Consider the following 13,695-nt stretch of genomic DNA (forward strand, 5'->3'; position numbering starts at 1 on the left):
TTCGGGACTAGGCTCGAAGGTGAAGGGACACGGCCATGGACATCAACATCGTGCTCGTAGTCATCGGCTTCTTGCTCTTCCTGCTCGCGGTCTCCGGAGTGAGGGTGGTCAACCAAGTCGAGCGCGGCATCGTGTTCCGCTTCGGCAGGGCACAGCCGCATATCCGGCAGCCGGGCCTGAGATTCCTCATCCCCGGCGTGGAACACATGAAGAAGGTCAACGTCCAGATCGTCACGATGCCCATTCCGACGCAGGAGGGCATCACGAGGGACAACGTCTCCGTACGGGTCGACGCGGTGGCCTACTTCAGGGTCCAAGACCCCATGCGAGCCGCCATCGAGGTGCAGAACTACCTGTTCGCCGTCGAGCAGGTGGCGCAGACCTCGTTGCGGTCCATCATCGGCAAGAGCGAATTGGACGATCTGCTGACTAACCGGGAGGAACTGAACAAGGGCCTCGCGCTGATGATCGACAGCCCCGCGCTCGGCTGGGGCATTCACATCGATCGGGTGGAGATCAAGGACGTCCAGCTGCCCGAGGCCATGAAACGCTCCATCGCCCGGCAGGCCGAAGCCGAACGGGAGCGACGGTCCAGGGTGATCGTCGCGGACGGCGAGCTGCGGGCCGCGCACAAGCTGGCCGACGCCTCGGGCATCATGTCGCAGACGCCCGGCGCGCTGCAGCTGCGGCTGCTGCAGACCGTGGTGGAGGTGGCCGCGGAGAAGAACTCCACCTTGATCATGCCGCTGCCGGTCGAGTTGCTGCGGTTCTTCGACCGGGCGGCGCAGGCCGGCACGCGGGAGCAGACCGCGGAGCCCGCCACGGCCGGCGCCGAACGGATCCAGCCCGACGGCGAGCAGCAGGTCCAGCCGCAGGGCGAGCAGCCTGCCCTCACGGAGCACCGTCTCGCCGAGGAGGAGCAGCCCGCCGTCACAGGGCTCGGCGCGGCCCAGGACGAGGCGGCGAGGCCCGCCCCGCTGACCGACGTAGGAGTGCCGGATCCCCGGAAGCCTCACCGCTCCGGCTCGGCGAAGCGCGCCGAGTAGACCACGCGCCAGTGTCCGGCGGGATGGCCGTGGGGCCACCACGCCGACGGATATATACGTTTTTTTGACGCCCTGACCTGGTGAAACGGCCTTCCGCCCTGGATAGGGTGCGATGCGTCCTGCGCCATTTTGATGAAGGGTGACCGTTATGGTGCTGGCAAAACAGCCAGCTGCCACGGAGGGAACGCTGCGTTCCTGGCTGCTCCAGGGATTGCAGACCGACCGTAAGCAGATCGAGCACGGTCCCCACGTCAAGCACCCATGGTGGCGGGTGATGTGCCTGACCGGTGTGGACTATTTCTCCACGCTGGGCTACCAGCCGGGGATCGCCGCGCTGGCCGCCGGGCTGCTCTCGCCGCTGGCCACGTTATTCCTGGTGGCGTTGACGCTGCTGGGCGCACTCCCGGTCTACCGCCGGGTCGCGGCCGAGAGCCCGTACGGGCAGGGCTCGATCGCGATGCTGGAGAAGCTGGCCCCGCAGTGGTGGGGCAAGTTGTTCGTGCTGGCCCTGCTCGGGTTCGCGGCCACCGACTTCGTGATCACCATGACGTTGTCGGCGGCGGACGCGACCGCGCACATCCTGGAGAACCCGTTCGTGCCGGACTTCCTGGCCGGGCAGCGGGTGCTGGTGACGCTGGTGCTCCTGGCGGCGCTCGGCGGGGTGTTCCTGATGGGCTTCACCGAGGCCATCGGCATCGCCGTGCTGCTGGTGTTCGCCTACCTGGGGCTGAACGCGGTCGTGGTGGCGACCGCGATCGTCCACGTGCTGCAATCCCCGCAGGTCGTGGTGGACTGGCAGCGGGCGCTGAGCCTGGACTTCAGCAGCCCGCTGGCCATGATCGGGCTGTCGTTGCTGGTGATGCCGAAGCTGGCGCTGGGCATGTCCGGGTTCGAGACCGGAGTGGCGGTGATGCCGGTGGTCAAGGGCGACATCGCGGAGCGGATCAAGGGCACCCGGCGGCTGCTCACCACCGCGGCGCTGATCATGAGCGTTTTCCTGATCTTCTCCAGCTTCGTCACCACCGTGCTCATTCCGCACCAGGAGTTCGAGGAGGGCGGCAAGGCCAACGGGCGGGCGCTGGCCTACCTGGCGCACAGCTACCTGGGCGACTGGTTCGGCACCGTCTACGACGTCTCCACGATCGCGATCCTGTGGTTCGCCGGCGCGTCGGCGATGGCCGGGCTGATCAACCTGGTGCCGCGGTACCTGCCGCGCTACGGCATGGCGCCGGAGTGGACCGGCGCGGTGCGGCCGCTGGTGCTGGTGTTCTCGGCGATCGCGTTCGCCATCACGATCATGTTCGACGCCGACGTGGACGCCCAGGCCGGCGCGTACGCCACCGGCGTGCTGGTGCTCATGCTCTCGGCCGCGGTGGCCGTCACGCTGTCGGCCCGCAGGAAACGCCAGCACAAGGCGGCCGCCGCCTACATGATGATCTCCGCGGTGCTGGCGTACACGCTGGTGGACAACGTGATCGAGCGGCCGGACGGCGTGAAGATCGCCTCGTTCTTCATCGCGGCCGTCATCGTCACCTCGCTGATCTCCCGCGCCACCCGTTCGACCGAGCTGCGGGTGACCGAGGTGCACCTGGACGCGCTGGCCGAGGAGTTCGTCAACGACGCGTGCGGCGAGGTGCACGTCATCGCCAACGAGCCGCACGTGCGCGACCAGGTGGAATACACCGACAAGCTGCGCGAGACCTGGCTCAACCACCGGCTGCGCAGCTCCGAGCCGGTGTTGTTCGTGGAGGTGTCGGTGCCGGACGCCTCGGAGTTCGAGACCGAGCTGCACGTCAAGGGTGAGGAACGCTACGGCCACAAGATCCTCACCATCGAGAGCTCGGCCGTGCCCAACACGCTCGCCGCGCTCCTGCTCTACCTGCGTGACCGCACCGGCTCGGTGCCGCACATCTACTTCCATTGGACCGAGGGCAATCCGGTCGTGGCCATGCTGCGGTACCTGGTCTTCGGAGGCGGCGACGTACCGCCGCTGACCCGGGAGGTGCTCCGCCAGGCCGAGCCCGATCTGGAACGCCGCCCGCACGTCCACGTCGGCTGAGGAGTCATTAATGGTGCAAGTGTCCCGTTAGTGCGCTACTTTCTTAATGGGAGCATTGAGCCGTTAAGAGGAGTGGATCTCATCATGGAATATCGGCAGCTGGGCGCGTCCGGGCTCAAGGTCCCCGCGTTGAGCTTCGGCGCCGGGACCTTCGGCGGCAGGGGTGAGTTGTTCGGCGCGTGGGGCACCACGGACGTGGCGGAGGCCAGGCGGCTGGTGGACATCGCCCTCGACGCGGGGGTGACGATGTTCGACACCGCCGACGTCTACTCCGACGGCGCCTCCGAGGAGGTGCTCGGCCAGGCGATCAAGGGCCGGCGGGACCGGGTGCTCATCTCCACCAAGGCCGGGCTGCCCACGGGCGACGGCCCGCACGACGCCGGCACGTCCCGGCCCCGGCTGATCCAGGCGGTGGACGGCGCGCTGCGCCGCCTGGGCGCCGACCACATCGACGTGTTCCAGCTGCACGCGTTCGACGCCGCCACACCGATGGAGGAGGTGCTGTCCACGCTCGGTGACCTCGTCCGGGCCGGCAAGCTCCGCTACGTCGGCGTGTCCAACTTCTCCGGCTGGCAGCTGATGAAGTCGCTCGCCATCGCCGAGCGGCACGGCTATCCGCGTTACGTGGCCCACCAGGTCTATTACTCCCTGGTCGGCCGCGACTACGAGTGGGAGCTGATGCCGCTCGCCCTCGACCAGGGCGTCGGCGCCCTCGTGTGGAGCCCGCTCGGATGGGGCCGGCTCACCGGCAGGATCCGGCGCGGCCGCCCGCTCCCCGAGGGCAGCCGGCTGCACCGGACCGCCGCCTACGGGCCGCCGGTGGACGACGAGCGCCTGTACGCGGTGGTCGACGTCCTCGACGAGATCTCCGGCGAGACCGGCAGGACCGTTGCGCAGATCGCGCTGAACTGGCTGCTCCAGCGGCCGACCGTCGCCTCGGTCATCATCGGCGCGCGCAACGAGGAGCAACTGCGCGAGAACCTGGGCGCAGCCGGGTGGAGCCTCACCCGTGACCAGGTCGCCAGGCTGGACGCCGCCGGCGCTACCACGGCCGCCTACCCCTACTACCCGTACCGGAGCCAAGAGGGCTTCGCCCGTCTGAACCCGCCCATCGAATCGCGGATCCCTGTCGATTCCGCCCCCTGACGTTCGTGTAGGGGGTGAGAAGACGACCAGGAAAGAGGTACGACCATGGGCAAGGTCATCGTCATCGAGCACCTGACTGTGGACGGCGTGATGCAGGCGCCCGGGCACCCCGACGAGGACCCGCGCGACGGCTTCACACACGGTGGCTGGGCGGCCAGGGCCCAGGACCCGGCCATGCAGGAGGCGATGGGCGCGCGCATGTCGAGCGCGTGGTCACTGCTGGCGGGCCGCACGACGTACGAGCGTTTCGCCGACTACTGGCCCCGGCAGGCGCCGAACCCGTTCACCGAGGCGCTCGACCGGGTCCGCAAGTACGTCGCGTCCACGACGCTGGCCGAGCCCCTGCCCTGGCAGAACTCCACGCTCCTCAAGGGCGACGCCGCCGACGCCGTGGCGGTGCTCAAAGAGGAGGTGGCGGAGAACCTGGTGGTGTTCGGCAGCGGGGTGCTGGTCAGGTCGCTGCTGGCGGCCGGCCTGGTCGACGAGCTCCTACTGCTGATCCACCCGCTGACGCTGGGTTCCGGGCGCCGGCTCTTCCCGGACTCCGGGACGGGCCTGGCCGCGTACGAGCTGGTGGACTCCGCGACGACGCGCATCGGCGTGCTCATCGCCGCCTACCGGCCGGCGGAGGGTCACATGAGGTAGCGGAACCACAGGTAGGGCGCGACCAGGGTGACGGTGACCGCCGTGACGATCAGGCCGTACTTGGTGAACTGCCAGAAGCTGATCGGGGTGCCGTTGCGGGCGGCGATGCCGAGCACCACGACGTTGGCCGCGGCGCCGACCGCGGTGGCGTTGCCGCCCAGGTCGGCGCCGAAGGCCAGCGCCCACCACAACACGTCGTGGCCGCCGTTCGCCTCGACGAGCCCTTCGACGATGGGGCTCATCGTGGCGACGTACGGGATGTTGTCCACGATGGCCGACAACACGGCGGAGGCGCCGAGCAGCCCCATCGTGGCCAGCTCCAGCCGCCCGGCGGTCGCCGCGACCGCGGCCTCGGACAGCGCCCCTATGACGCCGGTCTCGACCAGGGCGCCGACCATGACGAACAGCCCGGCGAAGAACACCAGCGTCGGCCACTCCACCTCGGCGATGGCCCGCTCGGTGCGTACCTTCGTCACCGCCACCAGCAGGCCCGCCCCGAGCAGCGCCACCACCGACGGCTCGTAGTGCAGCACCGGGTGCAGCACGAACGCCGCCATCACCAGCGCCAGCACGGCGAGCGACTGCCACAGCAGGCGCCGGTCGGCGAGGGCCTCCTTCTCGTCCAGCGCCATGATCTCATCAGCCCGCTCGGGATCGTAGCGGAAGTGGCGGCCGAACATCAGCCAGCACAAGCCGACGAACACCGCCATCAGCACGACGACCAGCGGCGCCATGTGGATGAGGAAGTCGTTGAAGGTCAGCCCGGCGCGGCTGGCGATGATGATGTTCGGCGGGTCGCCGACCAGGGTGGCCGCGCCGCCGATGTTGGACGCCATCGCCTCGGCGATCAGGAACGGCACCGGGTTGATGGCCAGCCGCTCGCACACCAGGAACGTCACCGGCGCGATCAGCAGCACGGTCGTCACGTTGTCCAGCAGCGCCGACGCCCCGGCGGTGATGAGCACCAGCAGCACCATCAGCCGGAAAGGCCGCCCTCTGGCGCGCTTGGCGGCCCAGATCGCCAGGTACTCGAAGACGCCGGTCTCCTTGAGCACCCCGACGATGACCATCATGCCGAGCAGCAGGAAGATGACGTTCCAGTCGACGCCGGAATGCTCGGAGAAGAACGCCGCCTCCGCGCCGGTGGCGTGGATCAGCAGCATGATCCCCGCACCGCCCAGGGCGGCCGCGACCCGGTGGATCTTCTCGGTGGCGATCAGCGTGTACGCGGCCAGGAACACCGCCACGCTCACCCAGGACAGGGCGCTCACAGCGTGATCATCATCGGGAAGCCGTCGATCAGGATGTGCACAAAAATGTCCTTTCCGGTCAAACGGGACAAAGAATCGCCGACCAGACTTCCCGGCACACCTGTCACCAACGTATCAAGGTCCGTCAATGAAGCGTCAATACGCCGGCGGCGCGGCTGCTGTTAGGGTGGGCGCGGTGCGCCGGGAAGTCTGGTCGGCAAGGTCCGCGCGATTTCCCGACTGGAGGCGTACATGGGCACGTTACTGACGGCGTTCGCCGGCGTGCTGCTGCTGGCCGTGCTGCTGTCGAGCCTGGCCCACCGCACCATCCTGTCCACGGCCGCGCTGTTCCTGGTGGCCGGCTTCGTGCTGGGCGACGGCGTGCTGGGCGTGGTGTCGCTGCGGCCTGGCGACGCGCTGGTGTCGACGCTGGCCGAGCTGGCGCTGTTCACCGTGCTGTTCACCGACGGCATGCGGGTGGGCTGGGCCGAGCTGCGCAGCGCCTGGCGGCTGCCGGGGAGGGCGCTGGGCTGGGGGCTGCCGCTCACCCTGGGCATCACCGCCGTCGGCGCGCACTACCTGCTCGGCCTGGGCTGGATCGAGTCGCTGCTGATCGGCGCGATCCTGGCGCCCACCGACCCGGTCTTCGCCGCCGCCCTGGTCGGCAACGAGAAGGTGCCGCCCCGGCTGCGGCAGCTGCTCAACGTCGAGTCGGGCGTCAACGACGGGCTCGCGCTGCCGTTCGTGATCCTCTTCCTGGCCATCGCCTCCGGGTCGGACGACCTGCACCTCGGCGACCTGGGGCTGGAGCTCGGCCTCGGCATCCTCATCGGGGTCGCCATCCCGTGGGCGGCGATCAAGCTGGAGCAGACCCGCTGGTTCTCCGCCTCCACCCCGTACGAGCCGCTCAACGCCCTGGCCATCGGCCTGCTCGTGCTCGCGGTCGGCAAGGCCACGCACGGCAACCTGTTCCTGGCCGCGTTCTCGGCGGGGATCACCGTGGCCACCTTCGGACCGCGGCAGCGCGAGTCGTTCGAGCACTTCGGCGAGCTCATCGCCGAGGTGTTCAAGCTGGCCGCGCTGCTGGTGTTCGGCGCGCTCATCACCCCGGCGTTGCTCGGCTCGGTCGGCTGGCAGGGCTGGCTGTTCGCGGTGCTCGCCCTGGTGCTGGCCCGCCCGATCGCCATCTGGCTGTCCTTCCTGCGCTCGGGGCTGTCCGTGCGCGAGCAGGCGGCGGTGGCGTGGTTCGGGCCCAAGGGCTTCGCCTCGGTGGTGTACGGGCTGCTGGTGCTCGCTTCCGGGATCGCGACGGCAGAGCAGGTGTTCCAGATCGTCGCGGTGACCATCGTGCTGTCGATCCTGCTGCACTCCTCCACCGACATCGTGGTGGCCCGCGGCTTCGACGACGAACGCGAGATCCCCGTCTGGTACGGCGTCGCCCGGCGGCTGCGGGAGCGCGGAAAGCCGTGACATCATGACGCGATGAGATTCGGGGTTCGCCAGTTCGAGCTGGCCCTGATGCATCGGATGCGTGACCTGGACGCCGCGCGGGTCGAGGACGCGCTCCAGCGCATGGGCGCCACCCGGGCCGAGCTGCGTGCCGCGCACACGCAATGGACGGCGATGGGCCACTCGGCCAGGGCGCCGAAAGGCCGGGCGCTGTTCCGGATGGCGCTCGGACCGCCGGCGGACGAGGGTGTGCACCAGGCCGGCAGCCTGACGTGCGACGTCGCCCGCTGGCGGTTGCCCTCCTGGCCTGACCTGCGGTTCGAGGTGCTGCTCGGCCCGGGAGGCGAGGTGTGGAACCAGTGGTTCGTACGCCCGGGCCACGCCAAGGCGTTGTCGTTCGCCGACCTGGTCCCCTGGAGTTGCGTCGTCGCCGACGTCGGCGACGCGTTCCCCGGCGCGTCCCACCTCGAGGGCTCGGCCCCGCACCACTGGACGGTCGGCTTCACCCACGAGGGCACGCGCTACCACGCCCGCTTCGTCTACGGCCTCTACCAGCGCCTCGACCGCGGGGACGACGAGTCCCCGGCCCGCAGTTGACGAGGGTGCCGGTGACGGCGAACGCACGGCTTGATTCCTGATCCCGTGAAAACGCTGCTCCACGCCGCCCACGCGCCACTCAGCACAAATCTGCCGTGACGGCATCGCGTGTGGGGTGTGAGCAGCGTCGGGAGGCGAGCCGCCGGTGGATGGACCATCGGCTACAAGGTCAGCGCAGCTTTCGGAAGGTCTCCCGGACGTCGTTGGTGAAGGCTTGGGGGTTCTCGTAGTGGACGAAGTGGCCGCCCTTCATGTGGGCGTTGACGTTGATCACGTTGAAGGAGCTGCGCGTGGGGCCGTTCTCGAAGGCGGCGATACGCTCTTCGACGGTGTTGACGCCGGGCGGGTAGGCGTCGCCGAGGAGGAAGGTGAAGCCGGCCGGCGGCTCGACGACGGGCCGGCGGTTGTGGGAGGGCACCCACGGGTAGCGCACCGCGTTGCGGTACATGCGGATGGAGGAGCCGATGGCCTGGTTCACCCAGAAGGCGGTGGCCTCGGTGAGGATGAAGTCGCGGGGGAAGTTCTCGTCGAAGTCACCCCTCTTGTCGCTCCACTTCTTCCACCTCCGCAGGAGCCAGGCGAGCATGCCGATGGGGGAGTCGTTCAGGCCGTGGGTGAGGGTCGATGCGTCGAGCATGTGGACCGCGACGTGGGAGACGTAGGTGCTGATGAGGTTCTCCAGGCCCGCCCGCAGCTCCGGTGTGGCGTCCTCGGGAATCTTGGCGCCGTCGGTCAGGTCCCAGAACCGCTCGTTCGCGAACTGGCCCGGAGGCATATCGTGACCGTAGTGCAGGCCGATGATGCTGTCGGCGTACTTGTGGCCGAGCGCGCTGGTGACGAGGGCGCCGTAGTCGGAGCCGGCCGCGGCGTACTTCTCGTAGCCCAGCACTTCGGTCATGAGCTTGTGAATGATGTCGGCGATCTTCCAGTAGTTCAGGTCGCCCCTGCCGACGGGGGTGGACCAGGCGAATCCCGGCAGGTCGGGGATGATGACGTCGAAGGAGTCGGCCGGGTCGCCGCCGTGGGCGGCGGGGTCGGTCAGCGGGCCGATGAGCGGGAGGCTGAACCCGCTGGACCACGGCCAGCCGGAATGAATGGCGAGCGGGACCGGGTTCGGGCCCTTACCGCGCACGTAGTAGAAGTGCACGGGCGTGCCGTCGATCTCGACCCTGTACTGGTCGTAGGTGTTCAGCCGCTTCTCCTGCGCACGCCAGTCGAAGCCGTCCGCCCAGTACTCCACGAGCGGCTTGAGATAGGCGGTGCTGATCCCGTAGTACTCCTCCTCGTTGTCCAGGTCGTCGAAGAAGCGGGTCTTCTTCAGACGGTCCTTGAGGTCGTCCAGGGCCTCCTGGGGGACATCGATCTTGTACGGTTCCAGCGCGCTGGGCTTGTTGTTGTTGCTCACGGCAAGGCTGCTTTCGCGTAGTGGTGAAAGAGAAGTTGCTGCCCGGCAGGCGGGTGCCGCCGCGTGCCGGTGTTCTGATCCCGCCGTGGTCGGGTGTGACCGGCGGCCGGGGGAGGTGCGAGGGGCCGCAGGTAGCGTCAGTTGGTGAAGTCCAGGCGGACCCGGGTCTGCTTGAGCTCGGCGATGTACCAGGAACCGTTCGTCTTGACGAATCGCGCGTGGTAGTGGCCGAAGCCGTGCATGCCCCTGAAAGGGATGTCCTCGGACACGGCGGCGTCCTCGGGCCGGGTGATGATGTCCTCCATCGCCCATACGCCATGGGCGGCGGTCGCCGAGTCGACGTCGATCTCGTCGGAGAACAGGTGGTGGACCAGGGTGACACCGGGGCCGCCGCCGGCGCCGACCGTGGCGGCGATCCCTTCCCGGCCCTCCATGTGCAACCAAACCGATCCGTCCGGCTTGTGCGGGGTGAACGTGCCGTCCGGCGTGAACAGATTCGCCAGGTCCTGCCACCGCTGATGATCCGCGTAACGGACGTAGCGAGCCATCAGACGACGAAGATCCTCGGTAATGCTCAGACGCTCAATGGCATCCATAATCGATCATCCCTCTACCGGTGATGTGGACGGACATCCCGCCGGTGCTGCGCTTCGGCCGGCCGGGCCCTCAAGCGGGCTACTTTGTGTCTCACAGGCGACATACGCGCTCCCGCCACACGGCAACGGGCCTTCGCAGATCTCCTGCATCGCCAGTCCGTCTCCAAAGTTCAACACGCGCCCCGGTGAGGACTGGCGATCAACCTGCTCGTGATGTGGGCATCACAGAAGGTTTGCGAACTTCCGTTCTGGACTTCACGGTCCATTCATCATGCGGCACCGAAAATGGACTCGCAAGTCCAAAAAGCTGTGCACCGGTAACTCAAGCCGACATCGGCCACCCTCGCCGGACCGGGCACGGGAAGGACCAGGGTGAGTCACTGGTCGAGTACCTGGTGTGGCACCCGGTGATGATGATGCCAGGCCTACTGCCGCCGGATTCCGTGGCTCGTCCTACTCGAGCAGGGGCAGGGCCGCGCAAGGCCTCCGGCAGACTCCAGTGCCGTCATCCGACCCCGCGAACAGCGTCAACACCGCATCCCCTGCGGCCCCACACACCCAGCCAGCCGGCGGTACGCACGCCGCGAACGGGCGGCGGCCATCGGCCGGCCACCCGAACACGACCTGCGCCGAGCCATCCGGACGGCCGAAGGCCGCGAAGCTGAACCGACGGCCTGCGTGTTCGACTCCCAGACCGCCAAAGACCTCCGTCAACCGCACGATCAGTGGGCCGCTTCGGCCGCCTTGTGCGAAGGCCGCAGCTGGGCGGTGGAGGAGCGCTCCACCAGCTCAGGCTGGAAGATGACGTGGCGGTGCTGGTGCCCGGACGGGTGGTCGGCCTCTTCGAGCACCATCATCGCGGCCGTGTGGCCGAGCTGCTCGCGCGGCTGCCGGATCGACGACAGCGGCACCGCGGCCGCCGCGGCGAAGCCGATGTCGTCGTAGCCGAGGATCGCCACGTCGTCGGGAACCCGCAGCCCGCGTTGGGTGAGCTCCTGCAGCACGCCCAGCGCGACCAGGTCGTTGCCGCAGAAGACCGCGGTGGGCCGCGCGGCCCTGGGCAGGGCGGCGATCTCCTGGGCCGCCGTGCGCCCGGTGGCGACGTTGAGGTCGGGCAAGGGGATCACGGTCAGCCGATCGGCCGGGGTGAGCACGCTCGCCAGCCCGTCGCGGCGATCCTCCACCTGCCGGACGGTGAACGGCCCCCCGGCGAAGGCGATGTGGCGGTGCCCCCGCTCGCGCAGGTGCCACCCGGCCAGGCGGCCGCCGAGCATGTCGTCCACCGCGACCGCGCACCCGTGGTTGACGCGGGAGGAGTTGTCGAACAACACCACCGGGATGCCGCGGGAGAGCAGCCGGTCCAGCCGTTCCCGCTGGCCGCGGTCGTTCACCGGGGTGATGAGCACGCCCAGGGGACGCTGCTCCTCCAGCATCTCCAGCAGCCTGGCCTCACGGTCGGCGTCCTTGCTGCTGTTGAACACCATCACGGTGAGGCCGACGCGTTGCGCGGCGGACTCCACGCCGCTGAGCACGTCGATGAAGAAGGGGTTGGCCAGGTCGAGCGCCACCACGGCGATGGTGCGGCTGCGCCCCGCCCGCAGCTGGCGGGCGGAGGCGTTGCGTACGTAGCCGAGCTGCGCGATCGCGGCCTGCACACGCTGGCGGGTCTCAGGCGCCACCATGTCGGGCCGGTTGAGCACGTTGCTCACGGTGCCGACGGAGACGCCGGCGAGCCGGGCGACCTCTTTGATGCTCGACATCGTTCCTCGTCTGGTGCGCGGAGCACGAGAGACGTGCACCCGGGACCAGCATGATCATAGCGCATGGGATCCCCCATGCTGTGAAACGATTTTACGCGATATGAGCAGCAGCAGCGTCAGCCCAGCCAGCCGGGGGCGACCAGGACGGCCCAGGCCGCGAGCGGGCCCACCACGACGATCACGGCGCCGTAGGCCAGCAGGCGGCGGTAGAACACGTCCCGGTGCATGCCCCTGACATTGGCCACGAGCAACGCGCCCGTCGTGGAGAACGGGCTGACGTCGACGATGGCCGACGACACCGACAGCGCCGCGATCATGGCGACCGGTCCCAGGGCGCCCGTTCCGAGCAGGGGCACGGCCAGCGGCACCAGCGCGCCCAGGATTCCCACGGTGGAGGCGAAGGCCGACACGACCCCGCCGACGTAGCAGATCAGCAGCGCCACCACCAGCGGGATGCCGATCGCGGCCACGGACGTGCCGACGTAGTCGATGGTGCCGATCTCCTGCAGCACGCCGACGTACGTGACGACGCCGCAGATCAGCAGCACGGTCGGCCAGGCGACCTTCTCCACGGCGCCCTTGTTCGACTTGGGGGAGGCCAGGGAGAGGATGACGGCGACGGTGACGGCGGTGAGGCCGACGTCGAGCTTGAACACCAGCACGGCCAGGCAGAGCCCGACGATGCCGGCCAGTGTCAGTGCCTGGTGAGGCGTGAGCCGCAGCCCGCCACCGCCGGCCCCGGCCCCGACGCCGACGCCGACGCCGACGCCGACGCCGACGCCGACGCCGACGCCGATGCCAGGCTCAGGCTCAGGCTCAGGCTCAGGCTCGGGCTCAGGCTTGGCGGCCGTGCGGGTGCCGGGCCCGGGTGCGGTGGTGAGCATGCCTCCTGACGTGGCCGTCGCGCCGGTGTCCCCGGTCTCGGAAGCGGGGCCGCCTGCGGGAGAGCCTGCGCCTCCGGGAACGCGGGCCGTCCCGGAGGCGTGCGCCGCCCCGGTGGCCGAGGCCGCTGCGGAAGCCGGGGCGGCGCCGCCGGCATCGGGTGCGTTGCCGGACCCGGCCGCGTTGTCAGAAGCGAGCGGGGTGTCCGAAGCGGGCGAGCCCGGCACCGCTACGGCGCCTCGCCGTACGAGATGAGGGCCGCCGAAGATGAAGAAGACGACCAGCGCGGCGGCGGCGTTGAACGCGAAACTCGACACGAACAGCACGACGTTGTCACTGGGCAGGTTCGCGTCGCTGGTCACGCCGTTGACGATCCCGCCCAGCACGCTGATCGGCGAGAACGCCCCGGCCTGCGTGCCGTGCGCGACCATGAGCCCGATGAGCAGTGGATGGATCTTGTAGTCGGCGGCGAATCCGAACGCGATGGGCGCCAGGATCGCCGCCACCGCGGGAGCCGGCGCGCCCACGGCCGTGAGCAGTGCCGAGATGACGAACACCACCAGCGGGATGGCCGCGATCCGCCCCCGCACCAGATGCACGGCGGCGCGGACGAGCCAATCGACCGTCCCGTTGTTGGTGGCGATCGCGAACAGCAGCGTCACCCCGACGAGGATCACGAACAGGCTGCCGGGGAACGCGTCCAGGATGGCGTCGGTCTCCATGCCGGCGGCCAGCGTCCCGACGAGGAACGCGCCGACGAGGGCCAGCGCACCCAGGTTCACCGGGAAGAGGGTGGCCACGACGAACATGACGATCAGGGCGAGAATGGACAGGAGCTCTGCGGACAACTGCGTACTCCG

Annotated in this window: 12 protein-coding genes; 6 read left to right on the forward strand and 6 right to left on the reverse strand. The window is 69.1% G+C overall.

What is annotated here, in order from left to right; all coding sequences use genetic code 11:
• Nucleotides 1-35: 35 nt before the first annotated feature.
• From EDD27_RS13320 to EDD27_RS13335, 4 genes are all read left to right on the forward strand, one after another.
• Complete coding sequence (locus tag EDD27_RS13320; protein ID WP_127932718.1) at nucleotides 36-1,046, forward strand: slipin family protein; 1,011 nt, start codon at nucleotides 36-38, stop codon at nucleotides 1,044-1,046.
• A gap of 148 nt (nucleotides 1,047-1,194) precedes the next feature.
• Nucleotides 1,195-3,105 carry an APC family permease gene (locus EDD27_RS13325; RefSeq protein WP_127932719.1) on the forward strand — a complete coding sequence of 637 codons (1,911 nt, stop codon included), beginning with the start codon at nucleotides 1,195-1,197 and terminating at the stop codon, nucleotides 3,103-3,105.
• An 84-nt stretch (nucleotides 3,106-3,189) separates the two neighbouring features.
• Complete coding sequence (locus tag EDD27_RS13330; RefSeq protein ID WP_127932720.1) at nucleotides 3,190-4,251, forward strand: aldo/keto reductase; 1,062 nt, start codon at nucleotides 3,190-3,192, stop codon at nucleotides 4,249-4,251.
• Between the two features lie 45 nt (nucleotides 4,252-4,296).
• Nucleotides 4,297-4,896 carry a dihydrofolate reductase family protein gene (locus EDD27_RS13335; RefSeq protein WP_127932721.1) on the forward strand — a complete coding sequence of 200 codons (600 nt, stop codon included), beginning with the start codon at nucleotides 4,297-4,299 and terminating at the stop codon, nucleotides 4,894-4,896.
• On the opposite strand, the gene EDD27_RS13340 is transcribed toward EDD27_RS13335, so the two are convergent.
• On the reverse strand, nucleotides 4,884-6,167 hold the full coding sequence (locus EDD27_RS13340; protein WP_127932722.1) for an ArsB/NhaD family transporter: 1,284 nt from the start codon (nucleotides 6,165-6,167) through the stop codon (nucleotides 4,884-4,886). The two genes, EDD27_RS13335 and EDD27_RS13340, sit on opposite strands and share 13 nt — an antisense overlap.
• Nucleotides 6,164-6,295 carry a hypothetical protein gene (locus EDD27_RS57715; RefSeq protein ID WP_277750711.1) on the reverse strand — a complete coding sequence of 44 codons (132 nt, stop codon included), beginning with the start codon at nucleotides 6,293-6,295 and terminating at the stop codon, nucleotides 6,164-6,166. The genes EDD27_RS13340 and EDD27_RS57715 overlap by 4 nt, the downstream gene beginning before the upstream one ends.
• A 103-nt stretch (nucleotides 6,296-6,398) precedes the next feature.
• On the opposite strand from EDD27_RS57715, the gene EDD27_RS13345 reads away from it, so the two are divergent.
• Entirely contained in the window at nucleotides 6,399-7,616 is a 1,218-nt protein-coding gene (locus tag EDD27_RS13345; RefSeq protein WP_127932723.1) for a cation:proton antiporter, read from the forward strand.
• Nucleotides 7,617-7,628: 12 nt separating this feature from the next.
• Nucleotides 7,629-8,192 (forward strand): hypothetical protein, encoded by a 564-nt coding sequence (locus EDD27_RS13350; protein WP_127932724.1) that lies wholly within the window; start codon nucleotides 7,629-7,631, stop codon nucleotides 8,190-8,192.
• A gap of 169 nt (nucleotides 8,193-8,361) precedes the next feature.
• On the opposite strand, the gene EDD27_RS13355 is transcribed toward EDD27_RS13350, so the two are convergent.
• The 4 genes from EDD27_RS13355 to EDD27_RS13375 form a co-directional block, all read right to left on the reverse strand.
• Complete coding sequence (locus tag EDD27_RS13355) at nucleotides 8,362-9,597, reverse strand: epoxide hydrolase family protein (protein WP_127932725.1); 1,236 nt, start codon at nucleotides 9,595-9,597, stop codon at nucleotides 8,362-8,364.
• 137 nt (nucleotides 9,598-9,734) lie between these two features.
• On the reverse strand, nucleotides 9,735-10,193 hold the full coding sequence (locus EDD27_RS13360; RefSeq protein ID WP_127932726.1) for a nuclear transport factor 2 family protein: 459 nt from the start codon (nucleotides 10,191-10,193) through the stop codon (nucleotides 9,735-9,737).
• Nucleotides 10,194-10,915: 722 nt separating this feature from the next.
• Complete coding sequence (locus EDD27_RS13370) at nucleotides 10,916-11,953, reverse strand: LacI family DNA-binding transcriptional regulator (protein WP_127932727.1); 1,038 nt, start codon at nucleotides 11,951-11,953, stop codon at nucleotides 10,916-10,918.
• Between the two features lie 116 nt (nucleotides 11,954-12,069).
• Entirely contained in the window at nucleotides 12,070-13,683 is a 1,614-nt protein-coding gene (locus EDD27_RS13375) for an SLC13 family permease (protein WP_127932728.1), read from the reverse strand.
• Nucleotides 13,684-13,695: the final 12 nt, after the last annotated feature.

The sequence above is a fragment of the Nonomuraea polychroma genome, assembly GCF_004011505.1.
Taxonomy (GTDB): Bacteria; Actinomycetota; Actinomycetes; order Streptosporangiales; family Streptosporangiaceae; genus Nonomuraea; species Nonomuraea polychroma.

Bases quoted from the DNA above. Each gene is read 5' to 3' on its own strand.
- EDD27_RS13350 (WP_127932724.1), top strand. From the start codon at position 7,629: ATGAGATTCGGGGTTCGCCAGTTCGAGCTGGCCCTGATGCATCGGATG.
- EDD27_RS13370 (WP_127932727.1), bottom strand. From the start codon at position 11,953: ATGTCGAGCATCAAAGAGGTCGCCCGGCTCGCCGGCGTCTCCGTCGGC.
- EDD27_RS13360 (WP_127932726.1), bottom strand. From the start codon at position 10,193: ATGGATGCCATTGAGCGTCTGAGCATTACCGAGGATCTTCGTCGTCTG.
- EDD27_RS13325 (WP_127932719.1), top strand. From the start codon at position 1,195: ATGGTGCTGGCAAAACAGCCAGCTGCCACGGAGGGAACGCTGCGTTCC.
- EDD27_RS13320 (WP_127932718.1), top strand. From the start codon at position 36: ATGGACATCAACATCGTGCTCGTAGTCATCGGCTTCTTGCTCTTCCTG.
- EDD27_RS13330 (WP_127932720.1), top strand. From the start codon at position 3,190: ATGGAATATCGGCAGCTGGGCGCGTCCGGGCTCAAGGTCCCCGCGTTG.
- EDD27_RS13345 (WP_127932723.1), top strand. From the start codon at position 6,399: ATGGGCACGTTACTGACGGCGTTCGCCGGCGTGCTGCTGCTGGCCGTG.
- EDD27_RS13335 (WP_127932721.1), top strand. From the start codon at position 4,297: ATGGGCAAGGTCATCGTCATCGAGCACCTGACTGTGGACGGCGTGATG.